Annotated in this window: 14 protein-coding genes and 5 pseudogenes; 12 read left to right on the top strand and 7 right to left on the bottom strand. The window is 59.1% G+C overall.

Annotation, left to right across the window (positions count from 1 at the left end):
* Nucleotides 1–6: 6 nt before the first annotated feature.
* From NKH57_RS26615 to NKH57_RS26640, 6 genes and pseudogenes are all read left to right on the top strand, one after another.
* A complete protein-coding gene (locus NKH57_RS26615) occupies nucleotides 7–210 on the top strand; it encodes a CCE_0567 family metalloprotein (RefSeq protein WP_352948732.1) in 204 nt (67 codons plus the stop codon).
* On the top strand, nucleotides 207–521 hold the full coding sequence (fdxB, locus tag NKH57_RS26620) for a ferredoxin III, nif-specific (protein ID WP_352948735.1): 315 nt from the start codon (nucleotides 207–209) through the stop codon (nucleotides 519–521). The genes NKH57_RS26615 and fdxB overlap by 4 nt, the downstream gene beginning before the upstream one ends.
* Nucleotides 522–555: 34 nt before the next feature.
* A complete protein-coding gene (locus NKH57_RS26625) occupies nucleotides 556–867 on the top strand; it encodes an exopolysaccharide production repressor protein (protein WP_352948766.1) in 312 nt (103 codons plus the stop codon).
* A 322-nt stretch (nucleotides 868–1189) separates the two neighbouring features.
* Nucleotides 1190–2201, top strand: a pseudogene (locus tag NKH57_RS26630) (1-aminocyclopropane-1-carboxylate deaminase).
* A gap of 1227 nt (nucleotides 2202–3428) precedes the next feature.
* Nucleotides 3429–4688, top strand: coding sequence for a diaminobutyrate--2-oxoglutarate transaminase (gene ectB / locus NKH57_RS26635; RefSeq protein WP_352948738.1), 1260 nt, complete (start codon nucleotides 3429–3431; stop codon nucleotides 4686–4688).
* Entirely contained in the window at nucleotides 4678–5520 is an 843-nt protein-coding gene (locus NKH57_RS26640) for a 2OG-Fe(II)-dependent halogenase WelO5 family protein (protein ID WP_352948741.1), read from the top strand. Before ectB ends, NKH57_RS26640 begins: the two co-directional genes overlap by 11 nt.
* A 912-nt stretch (nucleotides 5521–6432) precedes the next feature.
* Here NKH57_RS26640 and NKH57_RS26650 read toward each other — a convergent pair.
* The 4 genes from NKH57_RS26650 to NKH57_RS26665 form a co-directional block, all read right to left on the bottom strand.
* Nucleotides 6433–7548, bottom strand: a complete 1116-nt coding sequence (locus NKH57_RS26650; RefSeq protein ID WP_352948743.1) for a saccharopine dehydrogenase family protein — start codon at nucleotides 7546–7548, stop codon at nucleotides 6433–6435.
* 1101 nt (nucleotides 7549–8649) lie between these two features.
* Nucleotides 8650–9858 carry a 3-oxoadipyl-CoA thiolase gene (pcaF, locus tag NKH57_RS26655; protein ID WP_352948746.1) on the bottom strand — a complete coding sequence of 403 codons (1209 nt, stop codon included), beginning with the start codon at nucleotides 9856–9858 and terminating at the stop codon, nucleotides 8650–8652.
* A gap of 1 nt (nucleotide 9859) precedes the next feature.
* Nucleotides 9860–10654, bottom strand: a complete 795-nt coding sequence (locus tag NKH57_RS26660; RefSeq protein WP_352948748.1) for a CoA-transferase subunit beta — start codon at nucleotides 10652–10654, stop codon at nucleotides 9860–9862.
* The gene (locus tag NKH57_RS26665; RefSeq protein ID WP_352948751.1) at nucleotides 10651–11508 is read right to left on the bottom strand and encodes a CoA transferase subunit A; all 858 of its coding nucleotides are present in this window, start codon (nucleotides 11506–11508) and stop codon (nucleotides 10651–10653) included. The genes NKH57_RS26660 and NKH57_RS26665 overlap by 4 nt, the downstream gene beginning before the upstream one ends.
* Nucleotides 11509–11621: 113 nt before the next feature.
* Here NKH57_RS26665 and NKH57_RS26670 point away from each other — a divergent pair, with 113 nt between their 5' ends.
* On the top strand, nucleotides 11622–12392 hold the full coding sequence (locus tag NKH57_RS26670; RefSeq protein WP_352948753.1) for an IclR family transcriptional regulator domain-containing protein: 771 nt from the start codon (nucleotides 11622–11624) through the stop codon (nucleotides 12390–12392).
* 568 nt (nucleotides 12393–12960) lie between these two features.
* Complete coding sequence (locus NKH57_RS26675; RefSeq protein ID WP_352948756.1) at nucleotides 12961–14196, top strand: ATP-grasp domain-containing protein; 1236 nt, start codon at nucleotides 12961–12963, stop codon at nucleotides 14194–14196.
* Between the two features lie 30 nt (nucleotides 14197–14226).
* Here NKH57_RS26675 and NKH57_RS26680 read toward each other — a convergent pair.
* Nucleotides 14227–14537: pseudogene (locus NKH57_RS26680) on the bottom strand (transposase domain-containing protein); the annotation flags it as partial.
* Nucleotides 14538–14868: 331 nt separating this feature from the next.
* Between NKH57_RS26680 and NKH57_RS26685 the strand changes: the two are divergent.
* Nucleotides 14869–15795 carry a LysR substrate-binding domain-containing protein gene (locus NKH57_RS26685; RefSeq protein ID WP_352948758.1) on the top strand — a complete coding sequence of 309 codons (927 nt, stop codon included), beginning with the start codon at nucleotides 14869–14871 and terminating at the stop codon, nucleotides 15793–15795.
* Between the two features lie 349 nt (nucleotides 15796–16144).
* Here the strand turns inward: NKH57_RS26685 and NKH57_RS26690 are convergent.
* Nucleotides 16145–17049 (bottom strand): annotated as a pseudogene (locus tag NKH57_RS26690) (IS110 family RNA-guided transposase); the annotation flags it as partial.
* 92 nt (nucleotides 17050–17141) lie between these two features.
* On the opposite strand from NKH57_RS26690, the gene NKH57_RS33900 reads away from it, so the two are divergent.
* From NKH57_RS33900 to NKH57_RS26700, 3 genes and pseudogenes are all read left to right on the top strand, one after another.
* Nucleotides 17142–17519, top strand: a complete 378-nt coding sequence (locus tag NKH57_RS33900; RefSeq protein ID WP_502907346.1) for a hypothetical protein — start codon at nucleotides 17142–17144, stop codon at nucleotides 17517–17519.
* A gap of 542 nt (nucleotides 17520–18061) precedes the next feature.
* Nucleotides 18062–18877 (top strand): helix-turn-helix transcriptional regulator, encoded by an 816-nt coding sequence (locus NKH57_RS26695; protein WP_352948761.1) that lies wholly within the window; start codon nucleotides 18062–18064, stop codon nucleotides 18875–18877.
* Nucleotides 18878–19127: 250 nt separating this feature from the next.
* Nucleotides 19128–19956 (top strand): annotated as a pseudogene (locus NKH57_RS26700) (IS110 family transposase); the annotation flags it as partial.
* Nucleotides 19957–19966: 10 nt separating this feature from the next.
* Here the strand turns inward: NKH57_RS26700 and NKH57_RS26705 are convergent.
* Nucleotides 19967–20518: pseudogene (locus NKH57_RS26705) on the bottom strand (IS66 family transposase); the annotation flags it as partial.
* Nucleotides 20519–20628 lie beyond the last annotated feature (110 nt).

The following is a 20628-nucleotide window of genomic DNA, read 5'->3' on the forward strand; positions in this document are numbered from 1 at the left end:
GGATCTATGTCAAAGCTAGATGAGCTGGGGAAGAAATTCCGAAAGCTTCAGCTGCGCGCGGGAGTTGCCAAGATGAAATTGCGCGACCTTGCAGAGAATCTCCCGGGAAAATGGACGGAGATAGAGGAAGTTGCCGCGGAAACGTCGGCAGTTTTTGCCGAGTTGGATGGTGCCAAGAGAGAGCTCGCTGCAATGAAGAAGTTACGATGAGGAGCACATTCACTACCCGCGACGGCTCCGGATGGATGCCGGAATATCTCACCGCTATAGACGGCACGACCTGCATCGGCTGCGGCCGCTGTTTCAAAGTCTGCTCGCGCGAGGTCATGCATCTTTACGGCGTCGATGACGCGGGTGAAATCCTCGGCGCCTGCGACGAGGATGACGATTTCGATGGCGAGCTCAATCGCATGATCATGGTCGTCGATCATGCCGGCCGCTGCATTGGCTGCGGAGCCTGCGGCCGCGTCTGCCCGAAGAACTGCCAGACCCATGTTGCGGCCGACCAGGTCGCAGCATGATCTGAGGAGAAGGAGAACGGCGTTGCCCTTTAGAATGTTTTGTCGAGTCCTGGGGGTGGTGCTGTGCAGCACCGCGCTGACTGTCTACTTCGCATCTCATTCCATCGGCACAGTAGTCGTCACGACCCTGGCTTGTTCGCTGGTCCTTCAGCTGGGGTATTTCGCAAGCGTGCTCTTTCTGACCTGGCGGTCTGGCTGCGTTAGCTCAGCTGGCCAAAGGGCTGAGCATTTCGACAGTTGCAAGGAAGTCGGGTCCGAGCCGCCAGACCTTGATGAGGTTACGAATGAATCCGCAAATTTGCTCCAGCGCGATCAAATGCTGGCCATATCGCTGCTGCTGCCTTGAGGCGCCGTGACAAGGTCAGTGCTCAAGCTGGCAAACTTTGGACCAACACAAACATTGAGCAGATATTAGAAGGAATACTGTGCTTGAGTTGGTGACCGCAACGGTTATTGTAGTGAATCCAGGAGATGCAGTTCTCATCCCATACGCATTGGTTCTCTCGCAGGCTGGCGTGCGGTTGCAGCTCTCAATGACGAACGAGGCGCTGGAAATCGTAAATGGGACTCTTCTGGCGCCGGAAAATGCAGATACGTCAAATCAAAGACGCCTCTAGATGAATCGTGAATGGCTCATTCAGCTCCATCGCGTGTTGGCCGGAGAGAAAATGCTGGAAAACTTCGAACGCTACCCGCTCACCTTTGGACCCACGCCCATCGAGAAGCTCGACCGCCTCTCCAAGCATCTGGGGGGCAGGGTGGAAATCTACGCCAAACGCGAGGACTGCAACTCCGGTCTCGCGTTCGGCGGAAACAAGCTGCGCAAGCTCGAATACATCATCCCCGACGCGATCGAGTCAAATGCCGATACGCTCGTGACCGTCGGCGGCGTCCAGTCCAACCATACGCGCATGGTCGCCGCGGTCGCCGCCAAGATCGGCATGAAATGTCTACTGGTTCAGGAGAGCTGGGTTCCCCATGAGGATGCCGTCTACGACCGGGTTGGCAATATTCTCTTGAGCCGCATCATGGGAGCAGAGGTGCGCCTGGTCGGCGAGAGCTTTGACATCGGCATCCGCCCCAGTTGGGAACAGGCGCTCGATGAGATCAAGTCAAGGGGTGGCAGGCCTTACGCGATATCGGCGGGGGCCTCAGTTCACAATATGGCGGCCTTGGGTACGTCGGCTTCGCGGAGGAGGTGCGCGCCCAGGAGAAACAGCTTGGGTTGCCTTCGACTACATCATCGTTTGCACGGTCACGGGCTCGACGCATGCCGGCATGGTCGTCGGATTTGCCAAGGACGGTCGGCAGCGCAACGTGATCGGCATCGATGCCTCCGCCACCCCCGCCCAGACCAAAGCGCAGGTGCTAAACATTGCCCGAGATACTGCGAAGCTCGTCAAGCATAGCACAGAAATCGTCGAGGATGACGTGGTGTTGCTCGATGGCTACGCGTCTCCTTGTTACCGCCTTCCGTCCGAGGAAACCAAGGAGGCCATCCGCCTGTGTGCGCGGCTCGAGGGTATAATTCCCAATCCCGTCTACGAGGGCAAATCGATGCAAGGGATGATCGACCTCGTCCAGAAAGGCTTCTTTTCAGAGGGATCGAGGGTGCTCTACGCGCATCTCGGCGGCGGGCCGGCCATCAACGGGTACAGCTACACCTTCCGCAACGGCTGACGCTCGACAGATTGCGATTTCACCGTCCTGCCGTGCCGGATGCACCCAAAGTAGGTCAGGGCCGCCCAGCAAACCGACGAGCCGGCGGTTGAGGCCGCCCAACGCGAAGCTGGCTGAGTTCATTTGGAAATTCTGATCGATGGATATTTTCCAAGTCGAAAATTCGTTGAGTGTTTAGCGCGAAATGTTAGAATGCTAGTTTATGGACACAGTATACGAATAAATACTTCAACACCTTGCTGGCTTATAAATAACGTTAAGCATAATTAAGAAAATTAACTTGTTGCGTAAACGGCGCGCTCGTGAGCGGCTTCGCTACCGCCGAGCTACACCACCTGATGGGACACGACCTGTCGATTCGATCGCTCTTGAGACTGCATAAGGGGGGCCTCGCGTGGACCCGGTCGATGGAGTCTAGTCCCTTATTTTTACGCGGCTTCGACACATCCTGTGGTCGCATCTCCCAGCACGAAGCTGTCTGGTAAATTTTTGTTTGCCTAAAAGGGGGAGAACCGGCTTAGTCTGGTCCCACATGCAGAGTGTAATATCCTCCGCTGTCGGCTTTCGATACCCTGATCCTCATCCAGGCAGAGTTGGTCGACCGCTTCAGAAGCGGTCCGAAAGCGGCCGAGATCGAAGAACGCCGATCATCGCCGCTACGCCGCTCGCTCGCTACAGCGCTGCTGAGGCCGCGCTCGCGGGCGGCTTCGCTACCGCCGAACTATACCACCAGCCGGGGAACCATGGTTCGTGTTGCTGCCGAAGCGGCCTGCAACACCTTAGCATGCGCTGCATGGCAGAAGCGCCTGTCACACGTGAGCCGGTGCTAGCGCTGAGCTTGATAGGATTAAGCAGGGCGTTTCGCCGGGTACAAGCAGGCGCGTCAACTACCAGATGCTGTAGTATCGACGCCTCCCCGAAAACTCTACAACTGAGTTCGTTCCGACGCAAAGACGAGAGATATCGCCGTGCAGAGCAACGTGACTACGGTATGTTCCGAAGTGCGGCAGTGCAGCAGAGCTGCCGCGCGAGTCCGGTCTCCCTTTTGTCGCGGACCTTTTGAGGAGCGTGTCAGTATTACGAACACATTCCTGGGAAGTCACGACCGTCCAAAGTTCCGCCGGGACCGTTCCGATCTTCTAGTGAAACTGAAAACAACCGCAACCAACCAAACGCATTTGATCACTTTCTCGTTGAACGCGACGCGGACATGCGGAGGGACCTGAAATGAACACCGACGTTTTTACGGCTCATGAGTCTAACGTTCGTCGCTATGGGCGGTCGTTTCCCACAGTCTTTACGAGAGCACTCGGGGCGACAATCTGGGACGAAGCCGGTAACCCATATATCGATTTCCTTGTAGGGTCGGGCGCACTCAACTACGGACACAACAACCCGGACATTATTGCACCGGCAATCGAATATATGGCTGGCGAGAACATTCTCCTATCCCTAGACATGTATACAGCGGCAAAGCGTGACTTCATTGAAGCGTTTGTGGATTCGATCCTTAAGCCCAGAGGCCTTTCTTACAAAATCCAATTTCCTGGGCCGACCGGCACAAACGCGAACGAGGCGGCGCTGGCCCTCGCGCGAAAGTATACCGGCCGCTCAAGCGTCATGGCATTCACGAATGCGTTCCATGGTATGTCGCTCGGCTCTCTGGCGGTCTCCGGTTCGGCGTCGACCCGGGAATTGGGCGGTGTTGCTCGCCACGATGTAATCCGTGTCCCTTATGACGGATACCCGAACCAAGATTTCGATTCCGCGAGTTACATAAACTCCTTACTGGGCGACCCGGGAAGCGGGATAGAAAAGCCCGCGGCAATCATTCTGGAGACCATTCAGGCAGAAGGCGGCATGAACGCCGCAACAGCAGCTTGGCTGACGGAAATCCAGCGTATTTGCCGCAAACATGGCGTTGTATTGATCGTCGACGATATTCAGGCTGGTGCTGGCCGAACGGGCGAGTTCTTCTCATTCGAGTTCGCGAACCTCGATCCCGACATCGTATGCCTTTCAAAGTCCCTCAGCGGATCAGGTAGTCCGTTCTCGATCGTTCTGATTCGCCCCGACTTGGACATTTGGAATCCCGGAGAACATAGCGGGACATTCAGAGGCAACAATCTCGCCTTCGTCACTGCAGGGGTGATGTGCAAACTGTGGTCCGACACGCAGTTCACTGCAGGCGTTGAGCGGACAGCCGCCAAACTGCAAAGACACCTGGACAGCCTTGTTGCCAAATTTCCCAAGTGCATCGAACAAAAGCGCGGCCGCGGTCTGATGGCCGGCCTCAAGTGCCGTTCGCAGGCCGTTGTCGGCCGTGTGCACGATGTCGCATTCGAAAATGGCCTGCTGATCGAATCTTCAGGACCAAATCGCGACGTCATCAAAGTCCTCCCACCGATAACCATCACCGATGACGAACTCGATCATGGCATCGCCATCCTTGATCACGCACTAAAGGAGCAAGCCAATGGAGACTAATCAAGTATCCCAAGCCCCAGCCACCTCGCCTGTTGCGATCAGAGAACGAACGGGCTCGATCAGCACTGCGGATATCATCTCAGTGCTGAAAGGTGAGATCACGGCTCTGCACATCAGGCAAGCTTTCAGCACCGAAATAGCCGAGGAGATCACCGCGAACTTCAGTGGCAGTCCCGGTCTCAAGGAGCGTAAGGATGGCGTCCCCGGACAATATGTCGGCGCATCCCACTACAGGAAGGATGCACCCACCTATTTCGCAGAGGCGGAAACTGCGCGACCGTACGTCGACGCCCTTTTTGAGAATCTGGTTGATCCGGTCCGAGCATTGTTCGACGCGTTGAAGCGCGAGCTTCGCAAACAGGGCATTGAATTGCGGCTGGCCCGTTCGGAGCACGGTCAGGCTAATGTTTGTCGCGCTCTCAGTTGGTCTGGCAGCGGCACATTCTCCTTGGATCCCCACGACGATGTCGCTCAAGTGTTATGTGCTGGGAACGATTACGAGCTTTCTGCGGTGGCGCACAACACCGTCGCAGCACTCAACTTCTATCCCAGCATGCCCGAGGAAGGTGGCAATCTGCGGCTCTGGAGCCATAAGCCGACCGTTACCGACCGAAAGTCTCAAGGTGTGGAGACTACGGGATATCCCTATTCGGCAGCCTATCTCGAGGACGTTCCTTGTCGTGACTTCCAGCTCAGGGCGGGGGATATCGGCCTGATCGATGGTGGTTTCGTTCACGGGGTCACCGGTCAATCAGGCAAGGGAAATCGTCGCTTAGTGCTGAACAGCTTTTTCGGGTTTGCTCGCCCGGATCTTGTTCTCTGGTGGACCTGAAGCGGATGCGGCAGCGACTGGTCGGCTTCCCCCGGGCAGTTAATACCGGCGGAGCTGATTTCTGACTTGCGCGGCTAAGATTCCTCCGCGGGCTAATTTCGATTCCTTTGGGGCGAAGGAGGGTCGCCCATGGGCTCAGCAGTTGAATTGCGGACGGACGATTCGGCCTCGGATCTTCGCCGATTGGCTCGCGCTTCACAGGAGCGCGACAGCTCAGTCGGTTACTTCCGCTGGCGGCGGTGCTTGACGGTACGAGCCGAGCGGATGCCGCCAGGATCGGCGGGATGGATCGCGCCAGACCGTGCGCGACTGGGTGCATCGCTTCAACGAAGCCGGGCCGGAGGGACACAAGGACGCTTGCTATGGTGGTCTCGCGCGGCGGCTTTTGCCAAACAACTATCAGAGCTGGCCTGAGATTGTGAGATTGTAGAAACCGGTCGCCGACCCTGCCGTTGATGGTGCGCAGGCGGCGCGTCGATCTCCAGAAGGTCATCAAGGAGCGCTTCGGGGTTGATTATTGCGAGCGCCATGTGTCGACCGTTTTTGAAGATGCCGCATTGCCTCGCCTGAATTGTTCCTGGATGTTGACCCGGTGCCTCATCTGATTTGCTCCCGCATTTGTGTGGCAGGCGCAAATCAGATGAGGCAGATCACCATGGCGACGCGGGACGAGCTGGTGAGCGCGGTAATGTTGTTCCTCCAGGTCGCGGCGGCCGCGCAGGCGGCGATCGCCGCCTGCGCGATTGGCTTCGCTGCCCGCTCTGGATCTGCCGATAAAAAGCCCCGAATCCTACTATTTGGCCTGGCCGCGCGAGCGAGAGAACCATTTCCCGTTCGCTTTTGGAAACGGGCTGGTCGCGGAAACGACCGCCGATTGATAAGAACCGCCAAAATGCCACTGGAAACGCCTGCTCAGGCCACAACCGTGGCACCACGGCCCTTCGTCGCTTCCCCTTGCCCGTAATAAGCCGCGAAGCGGTTCTGCAGAAATGCGTCGAGCTTAATATCTTCCTGCCGGATGAAGCCCTGGGCCGGGATCTTGCCGCCGGCAAGCAGGTCGAGAACCGCGCAGATGCTCGATGCGGTAGTGATCTGAATCGCGCTTGTGATGCGCCCGCCGACCTCGGCGCTGTAGATTTTATTCGCGTAGGTTTCCTGGACTAACCGGCCGTCTCTGCGTCCAGAGACGGTCACAAAGACGATCACGACATCCTGCACCGTGGTCGGCAGGGCCTGTTCGAGTATGTCCTTCAGCACATCGCGGCGGTGCCGTAGTCCCAAGTCGTGCAAAAGCGCCTTCATGATCGCGGCATGACCCGGATAGCGTATGGTCCGGTAGTTGAGTGTGTTGACTTTGCCCTTCAGCGTTTCGCAGAACGTCCCGAGGCCGCCCGAGGTGTTGAAGGCCTCGTAGGTGACGCCGTCGAGCGAGAATTCTTCGCGCTCCTCCAATGCAGGCACTTCGACGAGTTCGCCATTGACGATGGCCTCGCAGGGCTGGATGTACTCGTTGATGACCCCGTCCGTGCTCCAGGTGAGATTATAGTTCAAAGCGTTGCTGGGAAACTGCGGGAGGGCGCCGACGCGCAGCCGCACGCTCTCAAGGCTGTCGAACTTGCGCGCCAGGTCGCTCGCTACGATGGAGATGAAACCTGGTGCCAGGCCGCATTGTGGAATGAATGCGATTCTGGCGGTCTTCGCGATCCGTTTCACCTGCCGCGTGGATTCAACGTCTTCCGTGAGGTCGAGATAATGCACACCGGCCCTGGCCGCAGCGGTGGCGATGGCGACGGTGAGCTGGAAGGGCGCCGCGCTTAAGACCGCGAACTTGCCGTACAGCTGCGCAGCCAAGGCTGCTTCGTCGGTGATATCCAGCTTGGCCGTCGAATGCGCGGGACCGCTTTCAATCTCCGCCAGCTGTTGAGCGCTGCGGTCGACGACAGTGACATGATAGTCCCCGGTATCCGCGAGCAACCGTGCAATCGTGGGGCCGATTTTGCCTGATCCGATCACGACGACGTCTTTCATTATTCCCTCCTGCAACAGCACCACAGTCTGACATCGTCATACTTAATCAACTCGCGTAGCTAATTTTGTAAAAGTTCCATCAAATTTGAGCAGATCGCAGGGGCAACTTGACGAAATGCAGGTTTCGGACAAAGATCGCCCACTTCTGGTGTTGCTCACGGCGAGCGCGTCGATACGCTCACAACCGAGCCGCCGCCGTCGACCCATTAGAGAACGGCCTCGGCTACAAGGAATTGTTTAGCAGCTGGCGATTTTGCGCCTGCCAAGCTTTCCAGAAAGGGGTCCTGTGCCGGCCATTTATGAGCACACAGCCGCGCCGAATGGCGCGGCGGATGCGGTCACGCAAATAATCGCGATGAAGTCGGCCTGAACCCGCGGCTCGCCGATGAGCGCCTCGGCTATTTCCCGGTGCGAAGCCCCTCCAATCGAACCATCGAGTGGCTGGAGCGCGAACCGGAGGTGTAGGCCACGCGCTTCCGGCGGAAACAGCCTTTTCGGCAGCAGTCCGTGTGCCGAAAGACTATTGAGGCATTCAGCTGCAGTGCTTCGACTGGGCGGCAGGCTAGATCGCGTCGATATGGAATCGGACGGGCAGCAAAACGCTAGCGCCAGACACGACAACCTGGAGATGCTGGTCGGCGCGCCGCAACAGAAGATGTTGGCTGCGTCGCCCGTTAACAGGACCGATGTGCGGCATGGCAGCGCCGTCAGGTCGAACGGCGGTGCCGCTCGGCGCGGCGGGAACGAGTTCCGCCCTGTGCAGTCTGGCCTCCAAGCTTCAGGGCTCAATCCCATCCTGCATGGCTGGCGAAGAACTACTCTGCGCTTTATGCCGGGTCGGATGTTCACCGGTCTCGACCGGTACCTCGGCACGACGATAGCGGGGGCTACAGAGAAGGCGCCCAAAGCGGGGTCACGTGACGTCTGGGCCTTGCCAGCCCAGTGGTTGGCGGCCCGGAGAGGGCTTTGGCGCGAATGGAATGGTCGAGCTGCACATGCGCGCCTAGCCCCCGTTTGCCGCTTCCGTCTCGCATGGATGGCGATGCCTTACGTCGCCATGTCTTATGGAGAGCGGGAAGAAACCGGCCAGAAGCGGCGGATTCAAACGCGCTCCAGTGCAACCGCAATACCCTGGCCGACACCGATGCACATGGTTGCCAGCGCGAAACGGCCGCCGCGCTCGCGAAGTTCCAGCGCCGCCGTGCCGGATATGCGGGCGCCCGACATGCCCAAGGGATGGCCGAGCGCAATGGCGCCGCCATTCGGGTTGACGTGCCCGGCATCCTCGGCGATGCCGAGCTGGCGCAGCGCGGCGATGCCTTGCGAGGCAAAGGCCTCGTTGAGCTCGATGACGTCGAACTGTCTTGGTGTCAGCCCGAGCCGCGCGCAGAGTTTTTGCGTCGCCGGCGCCGGGCCGATCCCCATGATGCGCGGCGCCACGCCTGCGGCGGCACCGCCGAGAATGCGGGCGATCGGCGTCAGGCCATATTTCTTGATGGCAGCCTCCGAGGCAACGATCAGTGCCGCTGCCCCGTCATTGACGCCCGACGCGTTGCCGGCCGTTACCGTGCCGCCCTGCCGGAACGGCGTCGGCAGCTTGGCCAGCGCCTCGACGGTAGTGCCGGCACGGGGATGCTCGTCCTTGGCGACGACAATCGGATCGCCTTTGCGCTGCGGGATCGTCACTGGGGTGATCTCCTTGGCCAGCCTTCCATTGGCTTGCGCGACGACTGCCCTGTCCTGGCTGTGTGCGGCAAAGGCATCCTGGTCCGCGCGGGAGATGGCGAACTCTTCCGCGACGTTCTCGCCGGTCTCCGGCATCGAATCGACGCCATATTGCTTCTTCATCAGCGGATTGACGAAGCGCCAGCCGATGGTGGTGTCATAAATCTCGGCATTGCGTGAGAAAGCCGTGTCGGCCTTGGGCATGACGAAAGGCGCCCGGCTCATCGATTCGACGCCGCCCGCGATCATCAACTCCGCCTCGCCGGCCTTGATGGCGCGCGCGGCAATGGTCAGCGCATCCATGCCGGAGCCGCACAGGCGATTGACCGTCGAGCCTGGAATCTCCTTCGGCAGGCCGGCCAGCAGCAGCGCCATGCGCGCCACGTTGCGGTTGTCCTCGCCGGCCTGGTTGGCGCAGCCATAGACGACGTCGTCGACCGCCTGCTGCCAGTCGATGCCGGGATTGCGTTCGACCAATGCCCTCAAGGGTATCGCGCCAAGGTCGTCTGTGCGCACCGACGACAGCGAACCCCCGAAACGGCCGATCGGCGTGCGGATGTAGTCGCAGATATAGGCCTCGGCCATGTCATGCAGCCTTTGCTTTTCCGGTTCCCTCATGCGCCGCCTTGGTGCGGGCCTGCAGGTCGCGCAATGTCGTGAGTTCGAGTTCGCTTGGCGCCGGCGTTTCGTCAAGCGCCTCGGCGAACTTAACCACCCAGCCACAGCTCTCCTGCACCTGCTGGCGCGTGACGCCGCGATGCAGCGACACGACGGTGAATTCCTTGCTCACCGGATCCGGCTTCCAGATGGCGAGATCGGTGATCAGCAAGGTCGGGCCCGATGTCTCGATGCCAAGCCGCTTGCGATGATCGCCACCCTCGCCATGCCCGAAGGAGGTGAAGAAGTCGATCTTCTCCACCATGCCGCGTTTGGTCTGCGCCATGGTGATGTAGATCTCCTTCGACGACGTCGCGATCTCCGGCGCGCCGCCACCGCCGGGCAGCCTGATCTTGGGGTGGAAATAGTCGCCGATGACCGTGGTGTTGATGTTGCCGAACTTGTCGAGCTGCGCCGCACCGAGGAAGCCGATCGAGATACGGCCGCCTTGCAGCCAGTAGCGGAACATCTCCGGCACCGCGACGGTGGTCACAGCAGTCTCGCACAATTCGCCGTCGCCAATCGACAGCGGCAGCACGTCAGGCGCGGTGCCGATCGTACCGCTCTCGTAGATCAAGATGATGTCAGGCGCGTGTGTCAGCCGCGCTACATTGCAGGCAGCGGACGGCGCCCCGATGCCGACGAAGCAGACATCGTCATTCCGCAGCGCCCGGCTGGCGGCGATGGTCATCATCTCGTTGGGGGTGAACGACAGCTCGCTCATGTCGGTTTCCTCAGATGTTCGACCCGCCCGGCGAAGTCGTCGGCGCTCTTCTCGATGACGTTGGCCTGCATCCACGCCTGGAATTTCTCCCGGTCGGCGGCGATCTCGTCCCATTCGAGATAGGCGGCATTGTCGCGCGCATAGTAGCCATGCGCGTAGGACGGATGCGAACCGCCGGGCACCACCGATATCGCCGCGATCGTCCAGCGCGGCAGCACGGTCAGGTTGGGGTGCAGATCGTCGAAATTGTCGACCACTTCCTCGACCGTCACCACAGCACGTTTGGCAGCCAGCACAGCTTCCTTCTGGATGCCGATGATGCCTTCGACCAGCACATTGCCTTTCTTGTCGGCCTTCTGCGCGTGGATGAAGGACACGTCAGGCCGGATCGAAGGGACAGCCGCCAGCACCTCGCCGGTGAACGGGCAAGAGACCGGTTTGATGTTCGGATTGACTGTCGCCAGCCCAGTGCCGCGATAGCCGCGAAACACGGCGCAAGGCAGGCCGGCAGCACCCGCCTCATAGGCGTTGGCCATGCCGGCATGGCTGTGCTCCTCGATTTCGATCGACCGGGGAAAGCCGTTCTCGATGGCGTCGCGGGCGCGCCGCAAAAGCCCGACGCCGGGATTGCCGAGATAGGAAAAGACGATCTTCCTGGCCATGCCCATGCCGATCATCTGGTCGTAAATGATGTCCGGCGTCATGCGTATCAACGTCAGGTCGTGAAACCCCTGGCGTATCGCTTCGTGCGCGGCCGCCGTGGGAATCAGATGAGTGAACCCCTCGAAGGCAACCGCGTCGCCGTCGTGCAAATTCTCGGCCACGGCCTGGCGGAGCGGCAGGAAGCTGACCATCGCAGGAACCCCGAAAGTTCGTATTGCGAACAAATGTTTTATATGAGATACTCTCTATGCTGGATTCTCGCGTCGAGTCAATCCTGGCGATACGCTTGGTGTGCGGAGGCCACATGGAAGACGAGGAACCTTCGCGTGACCATGTCGGTTCGCTCGAACGCGGGCTTGCCGTCATGGAGATACTCGCCCGGCATCCGGCCGGCATGACGCTGACCGAGATGGCCGAGGAAGCTGGGCTGACGCGTGCCGGCGCCCGCCGCTTCCTGCTGACGCTGGCGGCCGCCGGCTACGCGACGCAGTCCGGCCGGCTGTTTTCATTGTCGCCGCGCCTTTTGACCATTGCCCGTACTTGGCTGGGCGGCGCCTCGCTGTGGACGTTTTCGGCGCCCATCATGCGCGAAGTCGCCGCGCAACTGAACGAAGCCTGTTCGGCGGCGATCCTGTCCGGAGAGGACGTCGTCTATGTCGCCCGTGTTCCCGGCCGGCGCATTCTCAGCGTGTCGCTCGATGTCGGCACCAGGCTGCCGGCGCATTGCACGTCGATGGGGCGGGTCCTGCTTGCAAGCCTTGCGCCGAATGCTCTCGAAACATTCCTCCGCCAGGCAAAAATCGAGCGGAGAACGCCCAAGACCATCACCAAAAGGCCATTGCTTGCCGCGGCCATCCGCAAGGCAGCGGCGGACCGCTTTGCCATCGTCGATGAAGAACTGGAGCTTGGCCTGCGTTCGATCGCCGTGCCGATCGACGATCGGACTGGGCGGACGGTGGCGGCGATCAATGTCTCGACCCAGTCGGCCCGTTTCTCCGTCGAAGAAATGGAGCGAGAGATACTGCCTGAGCTGCAGAGGGCAAAACAGCGCGTCGAGGAGTTCTTCTTCGTCTGAGCGATCAGCGTCGAAGGGCCGGCGGACCGAGCAATGACTTCGGGCCGGCACTGCCCCTCACCCTTACCCAAAAAATGGGGGCCAACGCCGGAACTTGTCCCTTCCGTCCTTCTCGGGGAGGAAGGTGCCGCGGGCGGATGAGGGCTGCCGCGCCGACGTCGGCCAATTGATGGTTGCCCAGACCAATGATCCTGCCCTCTGAAAGGCGGCACGGCGCATACCGCCTACTCCACTATCGGTAAAGAGCCCTCCGTTTGTATTGTCGACGAAACCGGAGCGATTTGCCGCGAGGTGAACGTCGCCAACCAGACTGACAATCTCAGGACTAGTGACTTGTCCTCAAACTGGCGTCCCTTGAGGCCCGAAATCTCCGATTAATCTAGGGGATTGGTGTCACCCCCGGTTACCAAAGCGTTGCAACAGATCCTTCAAACAAATTTACAGAGTCTTTGCGACCGCAGATACCTGCCAGTGATACCTTCACAACAATGTCTGAGGTAGGCAGAGCTGAAAACTAACGCCGGTTACGCTCGGATCGCCGCACAGCATGCAACGGAGGTCGATGCCAATGACAAGAAGAGCGCTCATCCTGCTTGAAGGCCATGGGAGTATTGGTCTGCAATACGTGAAAGCGGCCCGGTATCTTGATCTTCATCCAATTACCCTGTCGGCTGATCCAGCTCAATATGACTATCTTGCGGCGGAAGGAATTGAGACAATCCGTGTCGATACAGGCAATCTCGATGCGCTGATTCGCGAATCTTCCCGGTTACGTGCGACCTATGACATTGCTGGCATTACCGGCTTTTCGGGCGCGGACGAGTCGGTCTATGCGACAGTCGGCAAGCTCTGCCGGCATTTCGACCTACCGGGACCAAACCCCACATCGATTGAACGATGCTGTGACAAATTCACTCAACGTGAGCTCCTCGCGGAGGCCGGCGTTCCAATGCCTGTCTATCGGTTGGCAGCGAATGCGACGGACGTAGAAAGCTCCGCCGCGGAGATCGGCCTGCCGGTGGTTCTTAAGCCAGCCATAGGCAGCGGCAGCAGCGGTGTCCGATTGTGTCGCAATCTTGACGAGTTGACCGAACATACGACCTACCTGTTGGGCGGGCAGCACATATGGCGGTCTTCGCCGAGGATACTGGTCGAAGAATTCGCACAAGGCCCGTTTTTTGGCGCTCATATAATGGGAAATGAGGTTATTGGGATTGACACCGCTGACTTCGACCGCCCACCGTATTTCGTCTTCCGTCATTTGACCTGCCCGGCCCCGCTAACCGATGACGACCATAGCCGCATTGCCGATGTTTCGCTAAGCTGTTTGCCAGCTCTCGGCCTTGGCTGGGGGCCAATGACTGTTGAACTCCGGTGGACGAAGCGTGGCCCAGTCGTCATTGAAGTCAATCCGCGTGTTCCGGGTGGGACCAGTCCTCGGCTGGTTCAAGCAGCCTGCGGTGTCGATCTCATCACCGAGCATATCAAGCTTGTCATCGGCAACGAATGGGACTTGCGCGGAAGGCATTCGCACATTGCGGCCGCGCAGTGCCTAAATGCTGATCGCGATGGCATCCTCGATTGGATCGATGGCGACAGTCGCGCGGCTGCTGTACCAGGTGTCGCCGAGGTTAAATTGTACATTAAACCCAAGACGCCGATCGTCAGGAAGGGCGACCACCGAGACCGCATCGGACATGTCATCGCCGCTTCACCCAGCCGCGCCCAGACCGAGGCGATACTTCAGCGTGCTATCGACTTAATTCGTTGGTCGATCACACCATTTCCGACACTTAGCGAATAGGAACAGGAGCTGAATTGGGGCGCATGGGAGGATCATGGAGAATTGCTCGGCGAGGGTCGGATTTGGATTGAAGGCCTCCCTTAGCTGTCGCTCGTGCATCATATGGGATTATTACCTCTATCCCTTCGAGAATAGCACCGTAGCCGGCGAAGGACTTGAAGCCGAGATCGGTCACAGTCGGCGCTTGATACGCCGATGTTCCTGCTCGATGCCAGGGATACTGGCTCCATCGAATCCGGATCGTCTTCAGCCGTTGCCCGGAGCGATTCTGCAACGAATTCGTGGTGTCTCGCCGGTCGGCTGGTCTGACTGCTGTCGATGACGATGCGGTCGAGATAGCCGCACCATCGAACAGTGAGCTCGATAGGACGGTCGATAAGATCGGCGAGGTCGATAGCGTCGAAAACTCGTCAATCATCCCCTCGATGCGATTCCGGCGCTAGGTTGAGATAGTTTTGACCCCGGGAAAGGCCTCGAACTCTGCACATTTCAAAGGGGCCGGTCGCGCCGTCGCCATCATCATATCCTCGCAGGCCCACTTAGCTCTGGAGAACCTGCTGAGCTGACGAAGGTCCGCTTCAGAATCGAAGAGCAACTTGAAGGACTTGAAATGAATTGCATGAAGGCAATAGATAAAAACTGTGAGTTCCGCTCACCGAAGGTGTTGAGCCTTTGCAGTCGGTAGGTCACCGCAAGCTGCCGTCCTACGCCCTGTTGCGCAGCTTTGAGTGCGCTGCGCGGCGCGAAAGCTTTACGCAGGCGGCGGAGGAACTTCATCTCACGCAAAGCGCCGTCAGCAGACAAGTCAAGGAACTTGAGGAGACGATCGGTGTGACGATGTTCCGGCGGGTGGGACGACGCGTCACACTGACCGAGGCTGGCAGGCGGTTTTCGGCAGATCTGGCAGTCGATCTTGAGAACCTGAAGCAATCTGTGTCGCGGGCGATTGCCGCAGGCGAGCGAAATGCCACGTTGCGTATTGGCATCCTGCCAACATTTGCCAGTCGTTGGCTGATCCCGAGGTTGGGGACTTTTCTGAACGACCACCCCAGCGTCGAAATCAGACTGGAGACCCGCACCGTGCCGTTTGACCTCACACGAGAGCGATTCGATCTCGCGATCCATTTCGGAAAGGCCAACTGGCCAGACGCACGTATGACCAAGTTATTCGACGAGGAAATGCTGCCGGTTGCATCCCCCAAATTCCGCGATACATACGAGGCAGGCGAGCCTGCTCGCCTCACGGAGGCTCCACTCCTGCATCTCATTACTCGCGAAAGCGCATGGATTGACTGGTTCGCCATGAAAGGAACCGCTGACAAGAGGCTGCTGAGCGGCCGACATTTCGATCAGTTTTCTATGATCATCTCGGCTGCCGTGTGTTCAATCGGCGCCGCCCTTTTACCCAGATATCTGATCGAAATGGAGCTCGAGTGTGGCGTTTTGATCCCGCTAAGCGACACGCCCCTGAAGACGCACAACAGCTATTTTGCAGTCAGCGCGGCCGGGGACGTTAACCCGCAGGTAAACGCTTTTACGCGCTGGCTGATGTCGACTACGCGGCGCGTCAGCATGACGCCGTTCACACCATCATCGTGAGGGACGACCGCCTCGACCAAAACCCCTCAGTCGCCGGCGCGAGAGGCGCGTAAACCCATCCTAGCAGGCTTCTCTGATTGGGGTCGGTGAGGTCAAGCTTTTCCTGTCTTTCCGGACGATGTCGCCCCGTGGGTCACTCGCTTCTCTTCGCGGTCGGCGCCGGGCCGCCGCATGACGGGGTCAGGAGAGCGAGGCGTCTCAATGTGTTGAGCGACCATGACAGAATCTATCCAGGAACTAGCCTGCCAACGAGATCGCCTTGCCCATCGTCCCCACGGGAACGATCCGGATCACCCTCTCGGGTAAATCACTGTCTGTATGTTCCTCTTCGTTTATCTGTTGTCCTATTTCATGCCGACGCGGGGCCGCCGGCTTCCTTGCCAAAGCGGAACGCGGTCGCATCGCTCCACATGCGATGCAGGATGACGGCGAGCTTGCGGGCAACCGCGACCCGGGCTATCGCCATACCGCGCCGTTGGCGACGTTCATGCCTCATGCCCTGAGGCTTGACCATTTGTTGCTGAGCACAAGCAGCGAATGCGCCGCCTCATAGGGGGCCGTGCGGGCGAGTTCGTCGCCATCGGCTGACCTTGCCCTGAATGTCCGTTTCACCGGATTGATAACGTGCCGGGGTCAAGCCCAGATGCGCGCCTACAAAGCGGTCCAAGGCGAGCGCGGTGATCGGTCCGACGCCGGGCGCGCTCATCAGCCGCCGACAGACTTCTCCTTGCGGGCGATGTCGAGAACCTGCTTTGTCAGTCGCCCGAACTCGCAACGTCGTGGCTACGATCGCCAGGAGCGGCTCGACCAGCGCCATGACGATATTGTCAGCACCAATAAGCTCGCGCACGCGATCGGCAAAGGCTGCACGGCTTGGCCTGCCAAGCTTGAGGCCGGCCTCCCGAAGAATCGACCTGACCACGTTCTCGATCGTCCGCATTTCGTTGAGGACCCTGCGTCGAGCGACGAGGAGGGAACGCCAGAGCCGACACTGCTGGCTTTTCACATGCACCTGTCGGTCCAGCCGGTGCGCATGCTCTGCGCTAGGGCGCGTGCGTCATTCCGATCCGTCTTGTTCGGCATCGTCTTCATCGCTGCTTTGGCCTGTCGGGTTTCAATGCAGATGGCCGGCCATCCTTCGGCGCGGATACCATCATAAAGCCAGGCCGCCAGCGAGCAGGCTTCCAGTCCGATGCGTTCCAGCGGCAGATCGAGTTTCCGAAGGGCATGAAGAAGCGCCTGTGGTTCACTAGCTCGGGGCCCACCCCAATCACCCCATCTGGGGAGACACGCCTCACGCATCGAAGGCCGTATCGGCGGATCAAACCTACCCGAAGAGGCCGAGCATGCTGGAGCCTTACGATGCCCGGATAAGGACATGGCTTGAGGCCGAGCCCACACTCTCGGCAGTCACGGTGCTCCAGCGCCTCATGAGTGCCGATCCGTCGCGCTTTAAGAAGAGCTTGAGGACAGTGCAACTGGCTGTGAAGGCATGGCGCGTGGAAACGGCGGAGCGGATCATCCTCGACGGCGACTGGATGAATCGCGCGGGTCATGTCGGCACCACCACGCTCGGTAACATTCTCCGGTGGGGCAATAGGGGGCAGTTTCTCAACTCGGCCGACACCCGTGGGTGTTCCGTCGCTGAGTTGTATAGTCGGCGACGCCGCACTCAGCCTTCGGCGGCAGGACACCCGACCAAGTCTACGCTTCGGCGGAAATGAAGGAGGCAACTGGCGGCGTAGAAACAACCGCGATCCACCTTAGCTTAGCCAAGCCGCCAAACTGTCTCACCAGGCGGGACCACTTCTAACTGCACCCGGCTCATTGCCGCGTCCCCTACAACATACGCACCCGATTTTACCGACTGCGGCAACCAAATTTACCACGCCCCGCGCTGCGCTCGACTACGCCGTTGGTCAAGCAGGCATGGCAAACGGCGCGCCATTCCGGCGCACGCCTTCGAAAACACCTGCGCCAGGAACGACATCGAGCACCGCAGGACCAAGGTCAGGCACCCATAGACCCACGGCTAGTTCGGGAGAATGAACCGGGCGATCTTAGACATTAAACATTCTTTTCTAATGCTACACTGTCAGAAAACAGACGTAATATGCACTTAACTCAAAATAACTTTATGCCTTTCGGTAAAGTGATAAGCTTTAGTGATGCCGGCCCGGCAACGGCCGCGAGAACCGCAGCCTTATTGCCGGCAGCTTTGTCCACCAGGGACAACATCCGATACAAAAGGCGCGGAGGAGAGACAATGGAACACCCGCGGATGGCCGCGGTCTCTCAACGGCGAGGGCTGGCGACCAGCGTGTCCGACCAACTTTCTTTGGTCCCGTCGATGCATTTCCCCAAGGCACCTAGGGAGGTGTTTGCGGCTGAGTTCGACCGATTTCTCGACCAGACCGATGGTGTTGCTCAATCCGAGGAGTTGTTTGACCTACTATCTGCTTTTGCCCTGAATTTTGATTGCCCGTGGATCGCCTATCGCTCTCGTTCAAGCGGTCCGACGATCATGCTGAATTATCCTAATGAATGGCAGCAGCGCTATTTCGAAATGGGCTATGACAGGATAGACCCCATTATCAAGACGAGTCGCAAGCGGGCAAGCGCCTTTCGATGGAGCGAGGTGTACAATGACGCACGTACGACTGAAGACGAACGGCGCGTTTTCGATGAGGCTGCGACGTTCGGCTTGAGGACAGGCATTAGCGTTCCACTGCACGGCTCGGATGCCAGCTTTGCGATCATGAGCTTTGCACAACCCGGGGACTGCGAATTCCAAAACAAAACAATCACCTACTTGCAACTTGCTGCGTTACATTTCCAGCTGAAGGTCGCAAAGTTCGCGGATCCCGTTGGCATCGAGGAAGCTCCTGATCTTTCTCTCAGAGAAAAAGAGTGCATCTTGTGGACAGCGAGAGGGAAATCGTCGTGGGAAATAGGAATCATTCTGGGAATTAGCGCAAACACTGTTAATTTTCATATAAAAAATGTATTAAGAAAACTGGATACTTCCAGCAGAACGGCTGCAGCTATAAAAGCAATAAACTTCGGAATTATCGGTTTGTAGGAGCGAACCCAAGAAACTAATGCCTCATTACGACTTGCCTCGAAGTCGAGCCCCGTTACAGAGGCCCGTCTATGCACGACGGAGCGTCTGAGAGGCTGGCGGATGTAGCCTTAGCGAATATTTGGCATAGGACTCGGTTGTCCAAGCCAGCCCTGCCAGCGCATCTCGCGAGATCCTATGAGGAGATGGATAGCGACCTGCGCTCTGGCAAAGTGAGATCGCTAGCATCTCACTCACCTGGAGGCCAAACATGCCCGTTGCAGCTTGCCGATCCGACGCTCTGACCGCTATCCGTACCGATCTTGGTGCAATCTTCGTCTCCTTGGAACTCAGTCGCTCGAAATGGCTGATCACCTCACTGTCGCCCGGTGGAGGGAAGACGTCGAAGCATTCGGTAACGGCCGGCGACATCGCCAGCATGCTGGCGCGATTTGCCGAGTTCACCAGGAAGGCAGAGGCGCGGACCGGGAAATGCTTTCCAATCATCGTGATCCAGGAGGCCGGGCTTGACGGCTTCTGGATCCATCGCGTGCTGCAGGCCGAGGGGATCGAAAGCCATGTCGTCGATCCGGCATCGATTGCCACATCGCGCCGCCGTCGGCGGGCAAAAACCGACAAGATCGACGGCGAGGCGCTGGTTCGGGCTTTGCTGGCCCACAAGCGGGGCGAGCCACGGGTTTGTGCGATAGTCCGGGCGCCGACACCGGAAGAAGAGGACCGGCGCCGTCTCTCGCGTGAGCGGCAAGGCATTGACGAACGAGCGGATCAGTCAAGTCAATCGCGTCAAGGGCCTACTGTTCAGCCAAGGCGTGTCCGGCTACGAGCCGCTGCGCCGCGACCGGCGTAAGCAACTGGAGGCACGTAAGACCGGCGACGGGCGACCATTGCCCGCCCATTTGAAGGCGCAGGTCGCCCGCGAACTCGATCGACTGGAACTTGTTCTGGAACAGATCAAGACGGTCGAAGCCGCGCGCGATGCCATGCTCGCTGCCGCTGAGGCCGTCTCGCCAGCGCCGGCGATACTGCTCAACCTGAAAGGCATCGGGCCGGAGTTTGCTGCTGTCTTGTGGTCGGAAGGGCCGTAAGCGGTCAGCCGATAACGTCAGGCCTAAAGTTCCAAGGCATGAGCATTTCGATCTCGGATGCGAGCCAGCCTTGAGCGATGCGGGTCAAGGTCTGCGAGAGCCAATCGAGCGGATCGACGCTGTTCATTTTGCAGGTTTGCAGCAAGGTGGCTACCGTCGCCCAGGTTCGTCCACCGCCGTGGCTGCCGGCGAATAGACTATTCTTTCGCGTGATTGTCTGGGGCCTGATTGCACGCTCGACGATGTTGGAGTCGATTTCGATGCGACCATCCATCAGAAAGCGTTCCAGCGCCTCCCGCCGGGTGAGCGCGTAGCGGATCGCCTCGGCGGTCTTGGATTTTCCGGAGACCTTGCCCAGTTCCGCGTCCCATAGATCGAAGAGGCTCGCGACAATGGCCACGGACTTTTCCTGACGGAGCGCGGCGCGGCTTCCGGCATCCTTGCCGCGAACCTCGTCCTCGACCTTCCACAATTCGGTCATGGCGATGATCGTTACCGTCGCGGCCTGCGAGATCCCGCTGATGTGCAGGTCGTAGAATTTGCGCCGCAGGTGCGCCTTATCTTGTGCAACAGATAAGGCGCATTATCCAGGGCGAAGTTTTATCTGGAGTTCTGCCGCTCAGAAGCTGGGTTCTGGCGAAAAAGCCGGCGGGGTTTGTCGACATA

The organism is Mesorhizobium sp. M1050 (genome assembly GCF_040318715.1).
Lineage (GTDB): Bacteria > Pseudomonadota > Alphaproteobacteria > Rhizobiales > Rhizobiaceae > Mesorhizobium.